Source organism: Rufibacter hautae (assembly GCF_008271695.1).
Taxonomy (GTDB): Bacteria; Bacteroidota; Bacteroidia; order Cytophagales; family Hymenobacteraceae; genus Nibribacter; species Nibribacter hautae.
In genome coordinates this window covers 1955936-1977061 of sequence record NZ_VKKY01000001.1, presented here as the reverse complement: position 1 = coordinate 1977061, position 21126 = coordinate 1955936, and the positions used below count along the sequence as shown (strand labels likewise).

Below are 21126 nucleotides of genomic sequence, written 5' to 3'. Positions count from 1 at the left end.
GCCCTCCCTGAGGCTCTCGCCTCACTGAAGTTGCAAACTTCAGATCATGATGGGTCCAAGTCGCAGACTTGAACCAGAAAATAAATAAATATAAAATAAGGAGGCTTCTCTCCACTACGTCCGCAGGACGATGCAGGCATTGCAGCGGCTCTGAAACAAGACAGGTTCATGCAGCTCGTCGGAGGTTGGGCGCGTGCGTAACCCAACCTCCGGCGAGCGCAGGCAGTGGCTCTTCCAGCAGCAGTGGCGTAAGTGAGCTATGAAAAAGAAGGCGGCTGCCAGGTGTCACAACAATTGAAGAAAAGACTGTCTGAGCGTCAGCGAGTTTCTTTTCTTCTTGATTCTTTTGGTTACTTTTCTCATCAAGGAGAAAAGTGACAAACGCGGGCAGACCGCGACTGCAACTAAAGAGTTAGAAGAAAGGAAATAGGAAGTAAAGACCTATAAAGCAGTTTTGAGGCTAGCGCCTCACTGCAGTTGCAAACTGCAGACCATGGTAGGTCCAAGTCACAGACTTGAACCATGAAAAGAAGGGGTAAGAAAATTTAGCATTCTCATCCGCTTCTTTCTTCAAAGGGGAAATCTACGATAAGTCAGGGTCCCTACTATTGAAACAATCTTGTTAAACAGAAAACGGAATCGGGGCTGTTTTTGAGAAAACAGCCCCGATTCCGTTATAAGTATCTTGCTTTCCGTTAACGCGGAAACAGTGCAACCTTTTACCAATCTGATCCGGCACCGCCACCGCCAAAGCTTCCGCCACCAAATCCGCCGAAACCACCGCCTCCGCCGCCTCCAAAGCCGCCGCCGCCACCTCCGAAGATGCCGCGTCCGCCGGAGAAGTCCCCGAAGATCACTGGGGGGAAGAAGGGTCCGCCAAGGGTGCGCATGCCGCCGCCTCTGCCTCCCCGTCCGCCGCCGCGGCGACTGATGAGGAAGATAATGATCAGGATCCCGATGATAATCCAGAGGATAGGAATGCCGCCCCCGTCATCGCCTTGTTGCTGGCGCGGATCGGCTTTGTACTCGCCGCTGGCTACGTCAATGATAAAGCTGGTGCCTTTGTCCAAGCCGGCGTAGTAGTTGCCTTGCTTGTACTCGGGTTTGATGGTGTACTCGGTGATGCGTTTGGCAATGGCGTCTGGTACCGCGCCCTCTAGGCCGTAGCCGGTAGCAATGTATATCTTGCGCTCATTAACGGCAGTGAGAATAAGGATACCGTTGTTTTTGCCTTGCTGGCCAATGCCCCACTGCTCGGCTAGTTTAAAAGCGTAGTCAGAGACGTCATACCCGCCAATGGAGGTGATGTTGACCACGGCAATCTGGGTGGAGGTACTGTCATTGTAGTTGACCAGCTTTTGCTCCAAGGCTTGCTCTTCCTCTGGCGAGAGAATGTTGGCCAAGTCATTGACCAGGCGCGGCGGAGAAGGACGCGGCGGAAAATCCTGCGCCAGCCCTAGTCCTGCCCATAGCCACAATATCCCCAGAAGCCAGATAGATTTTCTCATTTATTTTTGATTCTCGTCCAGGTTCTTACCAAAAGAGATATCATCAGACAGTTCGTTGATATCCTTGTGGTCTCCGGCGTAAGGAAAATAACTTTTGAGTTGCTCGCCCGCCATGGTAATGCCTTTCTTGAGGCCCTCGGCGTACTTGCCTTCTTTGAAATCGGCGATGACCACCTTATTGATCTCCACCCAGAAATCTTTGGGCACCACCGCATTGATGCCAGCATCGCCCAGCACGGCGAACTTGTGGCTTTTCATGGCCACGTAGAACAGCACACCGTTGCGCAGCTTGGTCTGGTGCATGTGCAGGTAGGCAAACACCTGGGTGGCCCGGTCCAGCACCTGACCCTCGCAGGTGTCTTCAATGTGCACCCGCACCTCGCCGGAGGTGTTGCGTTCAGCTTCCTGAATGGCCTGCACAATGACGGCTTCGTCTGCTTCGGTAATGGTATCGCGGGGCATTTTGAAAAGAGTTCTGAGGGTTGAAACCTGAGTTCTGAGTCATGTAAGGAAGCACGTTTCAGGCCTGCTTTCTGCAAAACAAGCCTGAAACGCTATTGGGAGATCTAGCGAAGAGCATAGCAACGGAGATCGCAGGATGCTGTTTTAAAGTCTTGCTGCCTGATACCCGCTGCTCAACACTAGTCTAGAACTGTACGGTAGGAGCTTTCTGGGCACCGGCCTCGGCCTCAAAGTAGCCTTTCTTCTCAAACCCGAACCAACCGGCGAAGAAGTTGCGTGGGAACGCTCTAATGTAGGTGTTATATTCCTGCACTGAGCCGTTGAATTTCTGCCGCTCCACGGAGATGCGGTTCTCGGTGCCTTCTAACTGCGCCTGCAGTTCCAGGAAGTTTTGGTTCGCCTTCAGGTCTGGGTAGGCCTCGGCGGTAGCCAATAACCGGGAGAGCGAACCGCTCAGCTGGCTTTGGGCCGCCTGAAATTTCTCCAGGTTCTCGGGCGTCAGGTCGTCGGCGTTTAGCTGGATGCTGGTGGCCTTGGCCCGGGCTTCAATGACCTCGGTGAGGGTGGTTTTCTCAAAGTTAGCGGCACCTTTCACGGTGTTCACCAGGTTGGGCACCAAGTCGGCGCGGCGTTGGTAGGAGTTCTGCACCTGGGCCCATTGGCTGGAGACTGCCTCGTCTTTCTGCACCATGTCATTGTATCCGCAGGAGCTCTGCGAGGCCAGAATCACGAAACCCACAAGGTAAAGCAATAGTTTTTTCATAGTTGAGGTGGTTTATTCAGAATGGGTGGTATTTACTTGCGTATTAATAGCCGTTGGCACCCTCTATACGCAACTGCGGCAGAAATGTGCGTTTTTGCCGTGTTTTCCTGAAAACACCCGCTAAACGGGAGACCAATGTGCGTATGCGAAGCGCCTGAGCTACAGACCTCTAAAGATAAGCAGGATCGGTATAAATATTCAGAAAACGCTATTTATATTTTCATTCCTCTATTCTTTTCCGGTGTTTTCCTGCCGGGCCGGTGTGCAGGAAAACCACAAGAATTCCGTAGCTTGTGATGAAAAGCCTTCAATAACGCAGTATGAAAGCAGTAATTCCGGTGGCTGGCATGGGCGCCCGCTTGCGGCCCCACACCCACACCCAACCCAAGGCCTTGGTTCCTATTGCCGGCAAGGCCATTCTGGGGCATATCATTGAACGGTTGCAAGCGGCGGGTATCACGCAGTTTGTGCTGGTGGTGGGGTATTTGGGCGAGAAGATCATGCACTACGTGCAACGCAAGTACCCCCACATTGAGGCCGAGTTTGTGGTGCAGCAGCCGCGCGAGGGCTTGGGCCACGCCCTGTGGTCGGCGCGGGAGACTTTCCGGAACGAGGAGTCGGTTCTGATCCAGCTGGGCGATACCATTGTGGACGTGGACATGCAGCAGTTCTTTGCGGCAGACCATACCATCTTGGCGGTGAAATCGGTGAAAAACCCCACCATGTTCGGGATTGCGGAGATGGACGGCCAGGGCTTTATCACCAAGGTGATTGAGAAACCCAAGATTCCCAAGTCAAACTCGGCACTAGTGGGCCTTTACAAGATTGCGCACCCCAGCAAACTGGTGGAGGCCCTGGAACACATTGTAATTAACGACATCCGGACGCAGAGCGAGCACCACCTCACCGATGCGCTCATGCACATGATCCAGCACGGCGAGAAGATGGTCTCTTACACCGTAGACCAGTGGTTTGACTGCGGCCGCAAAGACACGCTGCTCCAGGCCAACGCCACCCTCCTGAACCGCCCCGAGTTCAAGCGCGCGGAGTACCCCGAGTTCCCCAACACCATCATCATTCCGCCGGTGAGCATTGGCAAGGGCGTGCAGATTTCCAATTCCATTGTGGGCCCCAACGTAGCCATTGGCGAGAGCGCCATCCTCAACTACACCATTGTGCGCAACTCCATCATCGGCGGCTACGCCGAACTGGGATACGCTGTGCTGGAAGACTCGCTGGTAGGCTCAGACTCCGCCCTGAAAGGCTTGAGCCAGCGCCTGAACATTGGAGACAGCACCGAGATTGATTTCAGCCATTGATCTAATTGAAGCATTTAATGAAACCCAGTTCTACAATTCTGATTTTTCTCTTTTTAACCATATCTACAGTTGGCTTCTGCCAAGACTATAAAAAGCTAATTGAGAAGCAATTCATAAGTTATAACAGCTTAATCATTGCTAAAGAATTTGAGAAGTCAATGGATTACGTTCCAACGGATGTTTTCGAACTGGTTCCCAAAGCTCAAATGATAAAAGCAATGGAGATGACCTTCAATAATTCTGAAATGGAGTTTGAGTTAAATACTCCTGAAATCATTGAAATTTCAGATGCGGAAAAAATCGGCAATAGGTTCTACTCACACCTCCATTATTCAAGCTTAATGAAAATTAAGTTGAAAAGTGATAATGAAGAGGAAACCAAGGATGAGCAGACACAAAGGATGAACCTAACCAAAATGGGACTTCAACAAGCCTTCGGTTTTAAGAATGTTTTGCATGATGAGAAAACAGGCTTTTATGAAATAGTAGTTGAAAAACAGGCTTATGCAATCTCAGTAGACGGAAAAACTGATTGGAAGTTTCTTGTTGTTGAAAAGAAGCAAAAGCCCTTCTTGGATAAATTGCTGCCTAATCAACTCATAGATAAGATTTAAAATCAAGTCAGCCTTCTACAAAACATCATTTAAAAATCAACTAAGTACCTTGTTGAAAGCTACAAGGGCTTAATTACTGATAGTTGATACCGAATACCAGATGAGCAACAGAATCACCCAACTCTTCAACATACAATACCCCATTATTCAGGCAGGCATGATCTGGTGCAGCGGCTGGAAACTGGCCTCGGCGGTGAGCAACGCCGGGGGGCTGGGCCTTATTGGCGCCGGCTCCATGTACCCCGAGGTGCTGCGCGAGCACATCCAGAAATGCAAGAAAGCCACCGATAAACCTTTCGGGGTGAATGTGCCGCTGCTGTACCCAGACCTGGACGAGCATTTCAGGATTATCATGGAAGAGAAAGTGCCGGTGGTGGTGACCTCAGCGGGAAATCCGAAGACCTGGACCAAAAAGCTGCAAGACAACGGGGCCAAAGTGATTCATGTGGTGAGCAACGTGAAGTTTGCGCGCAAATGCGAGGAAGCCGGGGTAGACGCCATCGTGGCGGAAGGGTTTGAGGCCGGCGGGCACAACGGCCGCGAAGAAACCACCACCTTCTGCCTTATTCCGCTGGTACGCCAGGCCGTGAACCTGCCACTGATTGCCGCCGGTGGTGTGGCGAACGGAGCCGGTATCTTTGGGGCGCTGGCCCTAGGGGCCGATGGGGTACAGGTGGGCAGCCGGTTTGTGGCCAGCGTGGAATCCAGTGCGCACCAGAGCTTCAAAGACCGCGTGGTGGCTGCCCAGGAAGGAGACACCGAGCTCTCCCTGAAACAACTTACGCCGGTGCGCCTGCTCAAAAACAAATTCTACCAAGATGTAAAAGCCGCCGAACTGCGGGGCGCCAGTAACCTGGAACTGGCCCAACTTTTGGGATCCAGACGGGCAAAACGCGGCATGTACGAGGGCGACCTGGAAGAAGGCGAGCTGGAGATAGGTCAGGCCGCAGCCATCGTGCAGAAGATACAACCCGCCGGAGAGATCCTGAGCGAGATGTGGCAGGAGTTTCTGGAGGCCAAGACAAACTTTTGCGGAGCGTGGTCTTAGGAATAGGGGGAAAGCCGTAACTCGCTGTCTTTATGTAGTAAGGGCGTATTCCTTGCGCCTAATCACTCCCGTTGCTCATGTTTCTTCTCCGTGCCTTTCAAAGATCAACCTGGTATCTCCTGCCCTTGGTTTTGCTTCTCTTCTCTTGCGCGGAAAAGGAACTGGAAGAGGAGGAACTAGACTTCCCACAAAAATTCATAGGCACCTTTAAAGGCACGGCGCAGGAGACCTTTTTAGACACAAAAAGCAGTACCCAGAAAGACACCGCGTACACCAATGTGCTGGTGACCATCGGTAGAAACCCCGAGGACGCTAAACAGGTGTACGTGACGGTGGAACTACCCACTGGCCGAGTCCAGAACTACATAAAGGTAGACGTGATAGGAAGCCAACTGACTTACCTCATGTCGGCGAAGAGTTGCGGGTGCGTATCCAGTCTGGAAGCCTCCCTCCATGGATTCGTGCTGACCATGTCGCTCTACGAGCATAATTCCATGCTGGCCGACTCACGCATGGAGTTACAGGTGACCAAACAGTAACCCCGGCAAGGCGCATCGCCGTAAATACCCTGCACCACAACTCATATCTTTTGTCCCAAGACCTTCTCGCCGCCGCCCTTGCCCAACACGTCTCTGTTTCCCCTGAACAGGAAGCGGCGTTCATGGCTATCTGTGAGCTGCGCGAGGCGAAGAAAAAGGAATTTCTGCTGCGCACCGGCGAGCAGAACCATTACATCTACTTCGTGCTGAGCGGCTGCCTGCGCTCTTTCATCATAGACCAGGCAGGCAAGGAAGTGAACCTGGAGTTTGCTGTGGAGCGGTACTGGATCAGTGACATCGCGTTTAACAAACCGGCCTTGCTGTCCATTCAGGCGCTGGAGCCTACGCGATACGTGCAGATCAACAGTTCGGCCTTTGAGGAACTCACCCAACAGCATCCCGTTTTCAACCTGTTTTATAGAAAACTGCTCCAAAACGGCTACTTCGCGTTCAAGAAACGGATGCTGAGCGGCATGACCCAGACCGCCGCTGAGAACTACCGCGATTTCCTGCTCAAGTTTCCCACCCTCAGCCAGCGCATTCCGCAGTACCACATCGCCTCCTACCTTGGCATCACGCCGGAGTTCTTCAGTTCCATCAAGTCTGAAGGCCTGGACCTCTACCAACAAGCCATTTCTTAAACTACCTTATTCTTTTAGGCCCTGGGTTGTCCGATCTTTGTATGGTGAACCTGAGGCTTGCGAAACGTTGTTTTACAATTGACTCCACCCGCCGGTTCACGCCCTTCTTCACCCATAAACCCAACATCCGTGGAAAGAAGAACCTTTATAAAATCGCTCGCAGGAGGAGCAATCGCTATGACGACTTTAAGTGCTTTCAGAAAATTCACCGAGGAATTAACCCCTCAGGACTATACCATGCCGGTGCTCTTTATTGGACACGGCTCGCCGATGAACGGCATTGAAGACAACGAGTTCAGCCAGCGCTGGAAGAAGATGGCGCAGGAGATTCCGATACCCAAGGCGGTGCTGGTGGTATCGGCGCACTGGTTTACCAAGGGCACCAAGATCACAGCCATGGACTTCCCGCAGACCATCCATGATTTCGGGGGCTTTCCCAGAGAGCTGTTCGCGGTGCAGTACCCCTCGCCTGGCAATGCAACCCTGGCCAAGGAAACCGCTGCGCTCATCACCACCACGCAGGTAGAACTGGACCACGACTGGGGCCTGGACCACGGCACCTGGACCATTATCCGGCACATGTACCCCGAGGCCAACGTGCCCGTGCTGCAGCTCAGCATTGACTACACCAAAGGTCCGCAGTACCACTATGACCTTGCCAAAGAACTCACCGCTCTACGGAAGAAAGGCGTGCTCATTGTAGGCAGCGGCAACATGGTGCATAACCTCCGCATGATGGACTGGAGCATGATTAACGGCGGTGGCTATGACTGGACCCAGACCATCAATGAGAAGTTCAAGGACCTCATTACTATCCGTGATCACCAGCCGCTCATCAACTACCAGACCCTGGGCAAAGAGGCGTTGCTGGCTATCCCGACGGTGGAGCATTACCTGCCACTGATGTACACGCTGGGGCTGCAGGACAAAGACGAGGAGACCTCTTTCTTCAACGACAAGATGGTGGGCGGCTCCCTGACCATGACCTCGGTGAGAATAGGTGCCTAAGCAACTTCCCCGCACTAGAACCACTGCCAAAGGCCGGAGCGATTCCGGCCTTTTTTGTAAAAATGGGCTCAGAAACGCAGTGCTTTTCCGGGTGGTTTTCTGCTTTAACTTGGTGTTAGTCTAGATCATGCGCCGGTTAGTCTAAAAGATTTTCATTTCGGTTCTCGGCTGCTTTACTTGTCATCGTTTTGAAGGCGTTTTTCAGAAATCAGCCTTGAAATGCAACTGTAAACGATAAGGCCATGCTCAAGAACAAAGACTTTCTGGTACTGCTTATCCGCCTGTTTCTGGGCTATGTGTTTTTCTCGGCGGGTATCTGCAAACTCACCCACGGGAATTTCGGGCAGTTGATTGGTCCGCCCTGGCTGGAGCAGTCGCTGGCGAAATACGGGTTGGGTTTGTTTGCGCAGGTGGTGGCGTGCTGCCAGGTACTCTGCGGGGCCTTGCTGTTTACGCAGCGGTTCAGCACGCTGGGCGCGGTGATGCTGGTGCCTATGAACGTTTCCATTCTGGCGGTTACCGTCTCGCAAAACTGGACCGGCACACCTTACGTGAACACCGTTTTCCTGCTCCTAAACCTCCTGCTGTTGGGCTATGAATACCAGCGGTTCCGGTTTCTGTTTTCAGCCGAGGCAGTGGCCCCGGCCATTCCCTCAAGAGTAGAACCGCTCAGAATAGGACGGCTGCCTTGGGCTATTCTGGGGGCCGCTCTGGTCACCATGGTGCTGGCGCCTTTCCAATACCAACTCACCAACATCTCCGGATTGATCACCTTCGGGCTGGCGGGCGCTATCTTGCTCACCTCCGCTTTGCTCAGCAGGCTGGAGAAAGTGCTGGTGGCGCAGGCTATCGTTAATATGTTCCTAATGACGCTGGGCTTCGTGTTTCCTTTTGCGCCCATGCTGGTGGCGGCTAATTGTGGGGTGATTCTCCTGGTGTTGTTATTCTATATTTGGCGAAACGGAAGGAAAAAGGAGCGTACGCCGCAGCTTACTTCTGCGGCGGCGTAGGCCTGAAAGTCTCCTGAATTCTTTACTTTAGCGGAGCAGAATCTCGCTGGCGGGGTTCAGTTAAAGGCACTAGATTCTTCTTTCGCATGGCGCACACCACCTCTTACCGGCAAATTCCGCCGCCGCCGCACCTGGCGGAGTACGTGCGCCATTTCTGGATCGCCGAGGGACAGGACATCTCCGCGCCGTATCACTTCAGCTCCGTGGCTAATGGCTGCGCGCAGCTCACGTTCCATTACAAAGGGTCTTTCATGGCGCCGGGCACAGAGCAAACCGTACCCGAGTTCTACCTGCAAGGGCCGTCCAGCAAACCTACCAAACTGGTGACGCAGGAGAGTTTCGGGATATTAGGGGCGGCCTTGTACCCGTACACGGCCAGTCTGCTGTTCAAAACGCCGGGCCAGGAGGTAAGAGACCAGGCAAGACCGATGCAGGAAATGTTGGGTAGCGGGTTAAGGCAACTGGAAGAACAGATCACCACCTCGGCCAGCACGGAAGAACGGCTGGACTTGTTGGTGCAATTCCTGACGGAGCAACTGCTGCAGGAAAAAAACCCCGATGCGCCGCTCCAGCAGCTGATCAAAGCTGAGATTGACGCCGGCCAGCAACCCGATGTGGAAAACCTCTACGAGCAGATGCACACCTCCCGGCGCCAGTTTGAGCGGCGCTTCAAGAACTTGCTAGGCTTCAGCCCGCGCGAGTACGCCAAAATTCAGCGGTTCCGCTATGCCCTGCAGCAGTACCTGGAGGCACCAAACCAAAGCTTCACCCAACTGGCGCTCAACAGCGGTTACTATGACCAGGCCCACTTCAACCGCGATTTCAAGGAATTATCAGGCGTAACGCCCCGCACCTTTTTCTCCGAGGACCCGCAAGACCCGGGTCTCCGCATCTAACCGCAGAATGTCGTTCTGATACAATCCTAGTCGCACTGCCGCCGCTACTTTTGCCCTGTACTTAAACGAAAGCAACATGACAAAAGCAGTTCATTTCTCAGACACCACCTTTGAGGAGTTCCTTCAATCCGATAAACCCGTGTTGGTAGATTTCTGGGCCGAGTGGTGCGGTCCTTGCCGGATGATCGGTCCGTTGGTAGAAGAACTGGCGCAGGAATACGAGGGCAAAGCCATCATCGGGAAGCTGGACGTGGATAACAACCCCATCATCTCCGCAAAATACGGCATCAGGAGCATGCCTACCGTACTGGTCATCAAGAACGGGCAGGTGGTAGAGAAGCAAGTAGGCGCTGTACCCAAAAAGGTGCTGGAGCAAAAGCTGACGGCGCATTTGTAATAGGTATTCAAGGACCCTAAAAGCAAAGAGGCCGGGAACGTACGTTTCCGGCCTCTTTTGGTAAAAACTGCTTTAAAACCGTTACTTTAGTCTCAACCACTTTCCAGCTTCTAACCCTATGAGAGGATTGACCTATTTGGCTGCATGCGTTTTGCTTCTAATGGTGACTTGCCAACAAAAGACTGATTCTCCTCCCACCAGTCAAGATGCAAAGGCACCAGCCCAACTTCTTGATAAAGAAAGCAAGCCTGAAAGTTCTCTGGTAGTCGAATATGAACAGTTTTTGACCAAACTGGATAGCGGAGACGTTGCCAGCATGACGAAGGCTGCAGACAAATACGCCTCTTTGTTCAAAGGCCAACCCACTTCAGTAGCAGACTCTGGTTATGTGCTGTTTGAAGAATTTTATCAGCGGACAAATGACAAACTCAACGAAGTCCATTACAGAGACACATCAGACTATTTTATGCCTTTAGTGTCAGACACAGAAGAACCTATCCCCAAGAAGCTGCAAGAATACAGTAACCTTATGAACACGAACGGGTTTTCGGTTGACTACCAAGAGGGTGGAACTTATCTCAAGCAAAACCGAACTTTTATAACTCGCCACTTTTATCCCTTTGTTAGCCCTATCATGAAGGAATATCTGGTTCAAGTGGAGGAAGAAAACGAAGATGGTTTCAATACTGATGGAGGAATATTTATTACGGAGACAGAATTTGTAAACCGCATTCTTTGGTGGGAGAATTTTATGAAGGAGAACCCAAGCTTTGTGATGCGCGGGCAGGGCAAAAAAAAACTAAAAGAATACCTTACCTACTTTTTGGAAGGAATGGACAACACACCCATAATGGATATGGCGGATAGCACGAAGATTAATCAATATTATGCTTCTGCTTATACTAGGTTAAATAAACTGGCTCCAACTTCTGAAGCGAACAAACTGGTAAAACCTTATTTTCAGGAGTTAAAGAAAGGCGATAAAACCACTGCCCAAAAGTTGCTAGCACAATACCGTAGAAAGGAGTTAATCTTCACTTGGTCAAAAGAAGGATGTCCCTATTAGAAACTGTAGTTTTTACTTTGTCATCCTGAAAGGACCTTGTAAGCAAGCTTGAGAAGCATTTACTCAACCGCTACTGCCGTTTGCCCACAAGATTCTTCCAGAATGACAAAAGTAGGATGGCTTTTATTTCAGAAAACGCCTAAAATCAAAAGAGCCCGAAAACTTACGTTTCCGGGCTCTTTTGGTAAAAATTGCTTTAAAACAGCAGGCTATTCTTTGTCAATCAACTCTACGCTGCGTTTCACGAAGGCCGTTAAGGCAGCACCCGAAAGCATGTTTTGTGACAGCAACGCCAGGTCATAGGCCTGTTTGGCTATCTTCTCGCCGCGCTCGTCATTGTGCTTGAGGATGCGGTGGTTGATAGGGTGGTTGGCGTTGATGGTCACGTTGTACATGTCGGGTAGGTTGCCCATCATCATCATGCCACCGCCGCCCATGCGGTTCATGTCTTTCATGCGGCGCATGAACTCGGGCAGGGTGATGATCACCGGTTGGTCATCGGTGCTGAGGGCTTCCACGCCTACGGTCATGTTCTGGTTTGCGATCGCTTTCTCGAAAAGCTCCTTTAAACGGGTGGTCTCGTCTTCAGACAGCACGCTTTCAGGCTTGGCATTGGTCTGGATGAGCTTGTCAATGGTGTCGGCGTCTACGCGTTTCAGCGTTGTTTTCTCCAGTTTCTGCTCTAACTGACCAATGAAGTGCGGGTCAATCATGGTGTCCAGTTTCACCACATCGTAGTTGCGGTTCTTGGCGGTTTCAATGAAAGCGTGCTGCTTCTCAGGATCTGTAGTATACAAGATGACCAAGTTGCCGTCTTTGTCGGTTTGGTTCGCCTGTACGTAGTTGCGGTACTCTTCCAGGGTGTAGAATTTCTCGTCGGTGCTTTGCAGCAGGGTAAAGTCTTTGGCTTTCTCGTAGAACTTGTCATCGGAGAGCATGCCGTACTTCACGAACACCGCAATGTCGTTCCACTTCTCTTCGTAGGCAGTGCGGTCTTTCTTGTAGATTTCGTTCAGTTTATCGGCCACCTTACGGGTAATGTAGGTGTTGATTTTCTTCACGTTCGCATCGGCTTGCAAGAAAGAGCGGCTCACGTTCAACGGAATGTCCGGGGAGTCGATCACGCCGTGCAGCAGCATCAGGAACTCCGGTACCACGTCTTTCACCTCATCGGTGATGAACACCTGGCGGCTGTATAGCTGGATTTTGTTTTTCTGGAAATCGAACTCATTCTTCACCTTAGGGAAGTACAGGATACCAGTCAGGTTGAACGGATAGTCCACGTTGAGGTGAATCCAGAACAAGGGGTCTTCTGAGAACGGATACAGTTCTTTGTAGAAGTTCTTGTAATCTTCATCTGTCAGTTCAGACGGAGACTTGGTCCAGATCGGGTTCGGGTTGTTGATGGTCTCACCATTGAACTCTACCGGAATGGGCAGGAACTTGCAGTATTTGTTCAGGATGGTTTGCAAGCGGGCTTCCTCCAGGAACTCCTCAGAATCTTCGGCGATGTTCAAGATCACATCAGTACCGCGCTCAGTGCGGGTTCCGTTGGTGATAGAGAACTCGGTAGAACCGTCGCAGATCCAGTGCGCTGCCTCGGCGCCGTCCTGGTGTGACAAGGTGTCAATTTCTACAGTGCCGGCCACCATAAACGCCGAGTAGAACCCTAAACCGAACTGCCCGATGATCTGGCTTTTGTCGGCATTGGAGTCTTTGTAGCGCTCCACAAACTCAGTGGCGCCGGAGAACGCGATCTGGTTGATGTATTTCTTGATCTCCTCGGCGGTCATTCCTATCCCGTTGTCCGAGATGATGATCTGCTTTTTCTCTTTGTCTACCTTCACGGTCACCTTCAGCTCGCCCAGGTCGCCTTTCAGCTCCCCGATGCTGGAGAGGCTTTTGGCTTTCTGGCTCGCATCCACGGCGTTGGACACCAACTCACGCAAGAAAATCTCGTGGTCTGAGTACAAGAACTTCTTGATGATGGGGAAAATGTTCTCGGTGTGAATCGAAATCGTGCCTTTTTCTTCCATTTCCTTCTATCTATGTAAAAAATGTTGTGGGTTGCAGTTTTGAAGAGGCTTGGCAAAAGCTGTTCCACCTAAACCAAAAGTGACAGGATGGCAGAATATTTGTCAAAAGAAAGCAAACAGGAGGTTGTTTTACCTCTATGGCGAGCAGCCATAGATAAACTTACCTTTAGCCGAACTGGCCGTTTACCGCCCGTTTTCTGATAAACCGCTTGAAAACAGGCCTCCGCTCCGCTGGCGCGAGCTTGCAGTTCTGTGAAGACAAAGCATTTCCCATTTATGGCCCAGTTTCTGAGAAACAGCCTAAAAACATAAGCTCGCACCTCCTCGTTTCAATAGCTGAAAGCTGCCGTTCTTTCTGCTTGTCTGACGTTTGCTGCAGAAATATTATTTTTAGGACCTATATTTGCTCGTAAGCCCCTTTGAAGTGCGTTGTCTTAGAACCATAAGTGCCTACCTCCTGCTCCTGCTGTTCATGCGGGTGATGGTGCCTGAAAAGGTACTGGTGGCTCTGCACGCCCACGCGCACTCAGAAGACAAACCCCACGATGAGAACCGGCCGCACATTGACAACAAGCACACGCACTGTCCTACAGCCGAGTTGTTCAATACGCCTTTTCACCCCTCAGAGACTATAGTGGCGTTTACCGCTCCCATTCCTCTGATAGACAGTTACCAGGATGGCTACGCCTTTATCTGGAAGTTCAGCTATCCGCATACCGCTTCTCCGCGCGGCCCGCCTGTGGCCCCGCTCAGTTAATTCTTTTTCCTTTAAGGCAGGCTTGCCAAGTCACGCTGTTTTCAGCTGATTTTTGTAAAAACAGGCCAGAAATACCCTGCGCTTGAAGGCGGTTTGGAGGACGCTCCTCCTTTTCCCATTTTTTTTCTTACTGAGTTGCGCAAATATGTAAACTATTTGGTGCTGCTTCTGCTGTGTATTGGCCTGGCGTCTGTCAATGTCCTTGCACAGGATGGTCCTATGACTCCCGGAAAAGATGCTCCTGCCGATGCAGACTGCGGCATCACGCTTTCCGGCAAAGTCACCGACCATGAAGACCGCAGCCCTTTGATAGGTGCCACCGTGGTTTTGGAAGGCACCCCGCACACCAGCATCACCGATGCCAACGGCCATTACCATTTCCATGATCTCTGCCCCGGCACGTACCGGTTGGCAGTGTCTTACCTTGGCTACAACCCAGAACGGCTGGAGAAATTCGTTCGAGCCCCGGAGGTGATCAACTTCCGGCTGCACCCGGATGCCCTCCAACTGCACTCTGTGGAGGTCCGGATTGCCAAACAGCGGGAGCAGATTCCTCAGGCCACCAGCCACTTAAGCGGGCAGGAGTTGCGGCAGACGCATGGCCAGTCATTGGCCCAGTCACTGGAACGGATGACGGGGCTGACCAGCATCCAGACCGGACCCAGCATTGCCAAACCCGTGATCCACGGCATGCACAGCAACCGCGTGCTGGTCATGAACAACGGCGTGCGCCACGAGGCCCAACAGTGGGGTTCTGAACACGCGCCCGAGATTGACCCGTTTGTGGCTTCTGCACTGACCGTGGTGAAAGGGGCCGCCGGCGTGCGCTACGGCGCCGATGCCATCGGCGGCGTGATCCTGGTGGAACCTAAAGCCTTGAGAGACTCCGCCGGCACCAGTGCCGAGCTGAATCTGGTGGGCGTGAGCCATAACCGTCAAGGTGTGGTGTCGGGTATGGTGGAAAGCAATCCGGCGGGCATCCCGTCGCTGAGCTGGCGCCTGCAAGGCACGCTCAAAAAGGCCGGCAACAGCAAAACCCCAGACTATTACTTGGCCAACACCGGTTACCAGGAGCAGAACTTCTCGGCCGCCGCCGGTTACACGCGGGAGAAGTTTGGGGTAGATGCCTTTTTCAGCCGATTTGACACCAAGCTAGGTGTGTTCTCGGCCTCGCACGTGGGTAACCTCACCGATATCCGCAATGCGTTGCAGCGGGAACGCCCGGAGCCGGAGGCCGCTTTCACCTATGACATCGGGGTGCCGTACCAGAACGTGACGCATGATTTGATGCGCCTGCATGGGTTCTACCGCACCGGATCGGCCAGCCGATTGCTCTTCACCTACGCCCGGCAGTACAACCAGCGTGAGGAGTATGACGCACACGGTGACCAAAGCACTCCAGGCTTAAGGTTTGAGATCACTACGCACAGCAGCGAAGCCGTTTGGGAGCATCCGCTCATCTGGAATCTGAAAGGAAGCATTGGGGCCACGTACCAGTACCAGTTCAACCGCTACGAGGGACGTTTCTTTGTGCCCTTTTACCAGAGTCATACCGGTGGCTTGTTCTGGATTGAAAACTGGGAGAAAGGCAAGTGGCACGTGGAAGCAGGTCTCCGGTACGATTACCGCTACCTGCAGGCCAAGTTGTACCGCAAAGACACCCCGGAGAGAACCGGTCAGTCTGAGTTGGACAATGAGCTGCTCACGCCTACGCACCGGTTCCAGAACTTGTCTGGTACGTTGGGCGCCATCTACCACTTCGGGCCGCACCTGGACCTGAACCTGAATGCCTCCACGGCCTGGCGTTCACCTACCACCAGTGAGTTGTACAGCAACGGCATCCACCACGGTACGGGCACCTATGAGTACGGCAATGCGAATCTAGGCGTGGAGCGGGCCTACAATTTCATGGCTACGCTGGCGTACGTGCAGAATAAGCGCCTGAACGGTGAGATTAGTGTGTACCACAACCTCATAGACAATTACATCTACCAGGAACCCGATACGGTACCTACACTCACCATCAGAGGCGCCTTCCTGACGGCCCGTCAGAAGCAAACCAATGCCACGTTCTCGGGGGTAGATGTAAGTGCGTCTTACCAGTTGACCGATCACCTGCTGTTCGCCACGAAGGCCTCGCTGGTGCGGGCTTACAACCAATCCGCCGATGAGTACCTGATCTGGATTCCTAGTGACCGCTACGAGAACAGCCTGCGCTACTCGGTAGAGCGGTTGGGAGCCCAGGGAGTATTTGCGCAAAACTTTATATCCATCAGCGGACTGGCCGTGCCTCGGCAGCGCCACATCCCAGCCAATTACCTGGCCCGAGATTACGCCATGCCACCAGCTGGTTACTTCCTGCTGAACGCTGAAGCTGGTACTACCCTTCAGCTAGGTAAACAGCAGATTGAGGTGGGCTTAATCGGCCGCAATCTCCTGAACACCGCTTATCGTGATTACCTGAACCGTTTCCGGTATTATGCCGATGAAATAGGCCGGTCCATTACCCTGCGGGTGAGCATCCCGCTGAATTTCTAACCTGATTTTTTCATTAGACTTAAGATTTAAAATCCCCATGAAAGTATTTTTGAAACCATCCCTCGCCATATTGTTTACCGCTTCTGTGTTCATGACTTCGTGCAGCAATGACGAAGACCCGATTCCTACTAATGAGGAAGAACTGATCACCACGGTGCAGCTTTATTTCAACCCTATAAATGCAGCTGGCAATATTCCAACAGCCACTTACCGTGACATAGACGGTCCCGGTGGACAGGCTCCTACTATTACCCCAGTTCAATTGAACCCTAATACAAATTATGCCTTGTCTGTAACGGTTCTGGATGAGTCAAAAACCCCGGTGGGAGAGATTACGGAGGAAGTAGAGGAAGAAGGTGATGAGCACCAGTTCTTCTATGTTCCATCTTCAGGTCTTAACTTGACGGTGACTTACAATGATGCTGACAAGAATAACCTGCCGATGGGTATCAACAACCTAGCGACTACTGGAGCCGCCTCTGCAGGCACGCTGAAAGTGGTACTCAAGCATCAACCCGGCCAGAAAAGCGCTACCAGCACTGTCAATACTGGCGAGACAGATGTAGAGGTAAGTTTCCCGATTACTATCCAATAAAGATAAACCCAAGCACTAAGAAAGGCCTCGGTGTAAGCCGGGGCTTTTCTTTTTAAGCCTATTTTCTAAAAACGTGCCGTAAACGCATCAACAGAAAGGCCCGCCTCATGTAACTGAGACGGGCCTTCTTAGGGTTTAGATAGATCTATTTTGAATATTAGTCCAGTACTGGCTCTACTTTGTAGCCTTGGGCACGCAATAATTGGATGAGTCCTTCTTCGCCGGCTAGGTGGGCGGCGCCTACAGCTACAAAAGAAGAGCTTTTCTGCATCATATCTACCATAGGAGCCATCCATTTGTGGTTACGCTCATCCAGCAGCATGTCGTTAGACTTGGCTGCATCTTCCTGCGAGGTAATCAGGTTATACAATCCGTTGAGGTCTTCTTGCTGGTACAGTGACAGCATGCTTTTCATGAGCTTGCGCTGCTTGTCAAACTGCTTTACGTTGTTGAGTAACTGCGAAGTCTGGTCTTCCAGGGTAGACTGGTCAAAAAGCGCTACCTGCTCTTCGGGGGTTTCCAGCACATACACGTTTTTGTGCCACTTTTTGGCCAGGTCCAGCAGGGCCAAGTCATACGATTCTGGGCTGTAGCCTAACAGTTTAGGGTAGAGGAGCAACTGACCCAGGAAGCCGGGCTTAATGTAGCGGAACTGTTGCATGCTGCGCTCCAAGGTATCTTTCACGAAGCTGGTGAGCAGGTTGTATTCCTGTGCTGTCATCAGAGACTCCAGCGGCTGGCTCATGCGCATAGACTTAGAGATGAGGCGGCTTAGCTTGGGGCTGTCCAAGTCTACTTCAAAGACCACGGTCTCGGACTTTATCATTTTTTGTTTTACCTTACTAGGCAGAACAAACTGATCTTTGGGTACTAAGTGGAAGGTTCCGTACAGGTAGGAGGTTTTTATTCCTTTTCCGCTTACTTTCCAAAGCAGGGAGTTGCTGTGGGTGCCAGGGGTAGCGCAAGCTCCATTCTCAGGAAAAAGCAGAACGCCAAAGAAAAGACTTACGAAGAAAAACCAAAAAATGCCGTGTTTATACGTCCCCATAGAAAGAAGGTTACAGAACTTTAACAAAAGTATAATTTTTTTTCAGAGCTACATATGATCATTGTCAATATTCCGATGAAACCGGAAAAATACCCGCCCAAAACTAACCTCCTGTCGATAAATATTTTATGCCCGCAGGGCGTGTATACAGAATTATAGACAAAGTACAAATTCACCTAACCCCATAAAATCTGCGCTCCCTTTATGCAATCCACCACTTCCCCGGTCACAAGTAGTAAACTGTTAAACACGGCCGTTATTGTAGCAGCACTAGGCTACTTTGTAGACATCTATGACCTTGTCCTCTTTAGTATTGTAAGGATTGCGAGCTTGAAGGAGGTAGGCGTCACCAGCCCTGCGGCACTGCTGGAGGAGGGGGTTCATCTCATAAATATGCAAATGACAGGCATGTTACTGGGCGGAATCTTCTGGGGTGTACTAGGCGACAAGCGAGGGCGTATTTCGGTGCTTTTTGGCTCCATCTTCTTGTATTCTGCCGCGAATATCGCCAACGGTTTTGTGACGGATTTAGGCCTTTATGCCTGGCTTAGGTTCATTGCCGGGGTAGGTTTGGCGGGCGAACTGGGCGCCGGCATTACCTTGGTTTCTGAGGTGCTGCCCAAAGAAAAACGGGGCTACGGTACCACCATTGTGGCTTCGGTGGGCATTTCAGGGGCTATTTTGGCCGGCGTTATTGGTGAGTACTTCCATTGGCGCACGGCTTACTTTGTGGGCGGGGGGCTGGGCTTGCTGCTGCTCTTGCTCCGGATTGGGGTCTATGAGTCTGGCATGTTTGAAAAGGCCCAGAAACAGGAGGTGGCCCGGGGTAATTTCCTCAGTTTGTTCACCAGCAGCACGCGCTTCTTCAAATACCTCAAATGCATTCTCATTGGCGTGCCCATCTGGTTTGTGATTGGCGTGCTCATCACGTTCTCGCCCGAGATCAGCCAGGCCTTAGGCATAACAGCAGCCATCTCGGCGGCTAAAGGTATCGGTTTCTCCTATTTCGGACTCACAGTGGGCGATCTGGCCAGCGGGCTAGTGAGCCAGAAGTTACGCAGCCGCAAAAAGGTGGTGGTGCTGTTTTTGCTGCTGCTTTCAGGCATCGTGGCCTTGTTCCTGCTGGCGCAGGGTGCCAGTGAAGCGTACTTCTATGCCTTGTGTGTGGCGTTGGGCTTCGGGAGTGGGTACTGGGCGGTGTTTGTGACCATCGCGGCAGAGCAGTTCGGGACCAACATCAGGGCTACCGTCACTACTACCGTACCCAACTTCGTGCGCGGGGCCGTGGTGGCGCTCACGCTGTCTTTCAAGAGCCTGCAAGACGATCTGGGGTTGTTGACCACCGCCGGTTTGCTGGGCGCCATCACCATCATCATCGCGCTCATCTCCATCAGCACCCTGCCCGAGAGTTTCCACAAAGACCTGGACTACACCGAATAAAATTTAGGGCCTGTTTTGAGAAAAACAGGCCCTAAACAGAGGCTTAGTCAGCAAGCTTTATTCTAATAGGTATGGTGTACCGCACGGCTACTTTCTCGCCTTCTTGTTGACCAGGCGTCCAACGGGGCATTGATTTTACTACCCTAACACATTCTTTGCCTAGCTTTTCATGGGTGGCTCTTATCACCTCCACCTCAGATATTTTACCAGATTTGTCTACGATAAAGTTGACCAAGGCAATGCCCTCGGCACCCACCAGACGCATCCCGAAAGGAATTCTGACAGACTGCCCCACAAACTTGAACATCGCCTGGATTCCACCCGGGAACTCGGGCATGACCGAATGCGGATAATGAGGCACTTCAGTTCCGTTTTCATCATAACAGTGCCCTTCTACTAATTTACCTTCAGAGAACAGGTCCTTACGTCTTAACTGGCGGTTAGCGTGGTAAGACTTCACCTCGCCATGCAGCTCGTTTTTGTCATAGTTATACTCATACTGCACCTCCCCGTCTTCAAACCAGCCCTCAGATTTCCCTTGCAGTTTGTTGTGCACATAATGGTCCACGGATTTTACTTTCCCGTTCTTGTGCCATACCGTGTTGGGCCCCTCCTTAACTGAGTCCATCTTACTGAAATACACCTCTTGGTACTTCTCACCTGTAAGGTAGAAATCACGTTTGTAGCCCTGGATTTTAGCTAGGTCTGTGTAGCGTTCAACTCTGTAATAGAGGGCTTTGTTCTTGGGGGCTGGTGCAAAATTACTGTTCAGATAAATAACAGTGTCTGTTTGGCAAAAACCAGTGGCAGCGCCACATAGCCATAGGAGCATGGCCAGTAAAACTTTCTTCATTAGATTTTAAATAGACTTAAATGCGCGGTGACTTTGGAAGGCACCTTTTGTACTCCGATGTATGTTATCGCAAGATAAGCAGTATTTTTGAGGATGATTCTTTTCAACGAGACCGTAAACATAGACAACGCTGTGGCCGCAGACTGGCTCCAGTGGATGCAGGAAACCCATATTCCGGAGGTGATGGCCACTACCTTCTTTGTCAAGTTCCAGATTGCCAAGGTGATGGAGGAGGAAGACAACGGAGGCACCACGTACGCCATCCAGTACTACGCCCGCCACATGGACGATCTGCTGGAATACCACCGCGAACACGACCAAAACATGCAGGCCAAAATGCAGGCCCAGTACCCCGGCCAGTTCGTGTCTTTCCGGACTGTGCTGGAGGTAATAGAATAGCCTGATGGACAGAGACTAGTCCCAAGAACCTCGGTGTTTCTGAACCTTGTTTAGGCCTGTTTGCATAAAAACGCCCTGAAAACGACTATTCGGTTTCAGGGCGTTTTTTTTTGGGCGGCTCTCAGGCTACCGAGAGCTTCCAGTACCCACAATCCTCTTTTCAGCTGCTTTAAGGCCGTTTTTACAAAA

The 21126-nt window shown here is 51.6% G+C and carries 21 protein-coding genes; 15 read left to right on the top strand and 6 right to left on the bottom strand.

Annotation, left to right across the window (positions count from 1 at the left end):
* Window positions 1-719: 719 nt before the first annotated feature.
* From FOA19_RS07705 to FOA19_RS07695, 3 genes are all read right to left on the bottom strand, one after another.
* The gene (locus FOA19_RS07705) at window positions 720-1508 is read right to left on the bottom strand and encodes a TPM domain-containing protein (RefSeq protein WP_149090156.1); all 789 of its coding nucleotides are present in this window, start codon (window positions 1506-1508) and stop codon (window positions 720-722) included.
* Window positions 1509-1970: a TPM domain-containing protein gene (locus tag FOA19_RS07700; protein WP_149090155.1), complete on the bottom strand. Its 462-nt coding sequence runs from the start codon at window positions 1968-1970 to the stop codon at window positions 1509-1511.
* A 184-nt stretch (window positions 1971-2154) separates the two neighbouring features.
* Window positions 2155-2733, bottom strand: a complete 579-nt coding sequence (locus tag FOA19_RS07695; protein ID WP_149090154.1) for a LemA family protein — start codon at window positions 2731-2733, stop codon at window positions 2155-2157.
* A 320-nt stretch (window positions 2734-3053) separates the two neighbouring features.
* On the opposite strand from FOA19_RS07695, the gene FOA19_RS07690 reads away from it, so the two are divergent.
* The 10 genes from FOA19_RS07690 (at window position 3054) to FOA19_RS07645 (ending at window position 11271) form a co-directional block, all read left to right on the top strand.
* A complete protein-coding gene (locus FOA19_RS07690) occupies window positions 3054-4052 on the top strand; it encodes a sugar phosphate nucleotidyltransferase (RefSeq protein WP_149090153.1) in 999 nt (332 codons plus the stop codon).
* A gap of 17 nt (window positions 4053-4069) precedes the next feature.
* Window positions 4070-4666: a hypothetical protein gene (locus FOA19_RS07685; protein ID WP_149090152.1), complete on the top strand. Its 597-nt coding sequence runs from the start codon at window positions 4070-4072 to the stop codon at window positions 4664-4666.
* Window positions 4667-4766: 100 nt separating this feature from the next.
* Window positions 4767-5714 (top strand): NAD(P)H-dependent flavin oxidoreductase, encoded by a 948-nt coding sequence (locus tag FOA19_RS07680; protein WP_149090151.1) that lies wholly within the window; start codon window positions 4767-4769, stop codon window positions 5712-5714.
* 125 nt (window positions 5715-5839) lie between these two features.
* Window positions 5840-6253: a hypothetical protein gene (locus FOA19_RS07675; RefSeq protein WP_149090150.1), complete on the top strand. Its 414-nt coding sequence runs from the start codon at window positions 5840-5842 to the stop codon at window positions 6251-6253.
* Between the two features lie 50 nt (window positions 6254-6303).
* Window positions 6304-6894: a Crp/Fnr family transcriptional regulator gene (locus tag FOA19_RS07670; RefSeq protein WP_149090149.1), complete on the top strand. Its 591-nt coding sequence runs from the start codon at window positions 6304-6306 to the stop codon at window positions 6892-6894.
* Between the two features lie 177 nt (window positions 6895-7071).
* A complete protein-coding gene (gene ygiD / locus FOA19_RS07665; RefSeq protein WP_149090526.1) occupies window positions 7072-7902 on the top strand; it encodes a 4,5-DOPA-extradiol-dioxygenase in 831 nt (276 codons plus the stop codon).
* Window positions 7903-8144: 242 nt separating this feature from the next.
* Entirely contained in the window at window positions 8145-8912 is a 768-nt protein-coding gene (locus FOA19_RS07660; RefSeq protein ID WP_149090148.1) for a DoxX family membrane protein, read from the top strand.
* Window positions 8913-8998: 86 nt separating this feature from the next.
* Window positions 8999-9808, top strand: a complete 810-nt coding sequence (locus FOA19_RS07655; RefSeq protein ID WP_149090147.1) for an AraC family transcriptional regulator — start codon at window positions 8999-9001, stop codon at window positions 9806-9808.
* A 76-nt stretch (window positions 9809-9884) separates the two neighbouring features.
* Window positions 9885-10205, top strand: a complete 321-nt coding sequence (gene trxA / locus FOA19_RS07650; RefSeq protein WP_149090146.1) for a thioredoxin — start codon at window positions 9885-9887, stop codon at window positions 10203-10205.
* Between the two features lie 118 nt (window positions 10206-10323).
* Complete coding sequence (locus tag FOA19_RS07645; protein WP_149090145.1) at window positions 10324-11271, top strand: hypothetical protein; 948 nt, start codon at window positions 10324-10326, stop codon at window positions 11269-11271.
* A 209-nt stretch (window positions 11272-11480) separates the two neighbouring features.
* On the opposite strand, the gene htpG is transcribed toward FOA19_RS07645, so the two are convergent.
* Window positions 11481-13307 carry a molecular chaperone HtpG gene (htpG, locus tag FOA19_RS07640; protein ID WP_149090144.1) on the bottom strand — a complete coding sequence of 609 codons (1827 nt, stop codon included), beginning with the start codon at window positions 13305-13307 and terminating at the stop codon, window positions 11481-11483.
* A gap of 424 nt (window positions 13308-13731) precedes the next feature.
* On the opposite strand from htpG, the gene FOA19_RS07635 reads away from it, so the two are divergent.
* The 3 genes from FOA19_RS07635 (at window position 13732) to FOA19_RS07625 (ending at window position 17197) form a co-directional block, all read left to right on the top strand.
* Window positions 13732-14064, top strand: a complete 333-nt coding sequence (locus FOA19_RS07635) for a hypothetical protein (RefSeq protein ID WP_149090143.1) — start codon at window positions 13732-13734, stop codon at window positions 14062-14064.
* A 219-nt stretch (window positions 14065-14283) separates the two neighbouring features.
* Window positions 14284-16602 carry a TonB-dependent receptor gene (locus FOA19_RS07630; RefSeq protein WP_149090142.1) on the top strand — a complete coding sequence of 773 codons (2319 nt, stop codon included), beginning with the start codon at window positions 14284-14286 and terminating at the stop codon, window positions 16600-16602.
* A gap of 37 nt (window positions 16603-16639) precedes the next feature.
* Window positions 16640-17197, top strand: a complete 558-nt coding sequence (locus FOA19_RS07625; RefSeq protein WP_223808773.1) for a hypothetical protein — start codon at window positions 16640-16642, stop codon at window positions 17195-17197.
* Window positions 17198-17354: 157 nt separating this feature from the next.
* Here the strand turns inward: FOA19_RS07625 and FOA19_RS07620 are convergent, their stop codons facing one another.
* Entirely contained in the window at window positions 17355-18245 is an 891-nt protein-coding gene (locus FOA19_RS07620; protein ID WP_149090141.1) for a TraB/GumN family protein, read from the bottom strand.
* Between the two features lie 204 nt (window positions 18246-18449).
* On the opposite strand from FOA19_RS07620, the gene FOA19_RS07615 reads away from it, so the two are divergent.
* Window positions 18450-19685, top strand: coding sequence for an MFS transporter (locus tag FOA19_RS07615; RefSeq protein ID WP_149090140.1), 1236 nt, complete (start codon window positions 18450-18452; stop codon window positions 19683-19685).
* Window positions 19686-19728: 43 nt separating this feature from the next.
* Here the strand turns inward: FOA19_RS07615 and FOA19_RS07610 are convergent, their stop codons facing one another.
* Window positions 19729-20538: an energy transducer TonB gene (locus tag FOA19_RS07610; RefSeq protein WP_149090139.1), complete on the bottom strand. Its 810-nt coding sequence runs from the start codon at window positions 20536-20538 to the stop codon at window positions 19729-19731.
* Window positions 20539-20631: 93 nt separating this feature from the next.
* On the opposite strand from FOA19_RS07610, the gene FOA19_RS07605 reads away from it, so the two are divergent.
* The gene (locus FOA19_RS07605) at window positions 20632-20937 is read left to right on the top strand and encodes a DUF4286 family protein (protein WP_149090524.1); all 306 of its coding nucleotides are present in this window, start codon (window positions 20632-20634) and stop codon (window positions 20935-20937) included.
* Window positions 20938-21126 lie beyond the last annotated feature (189 nt).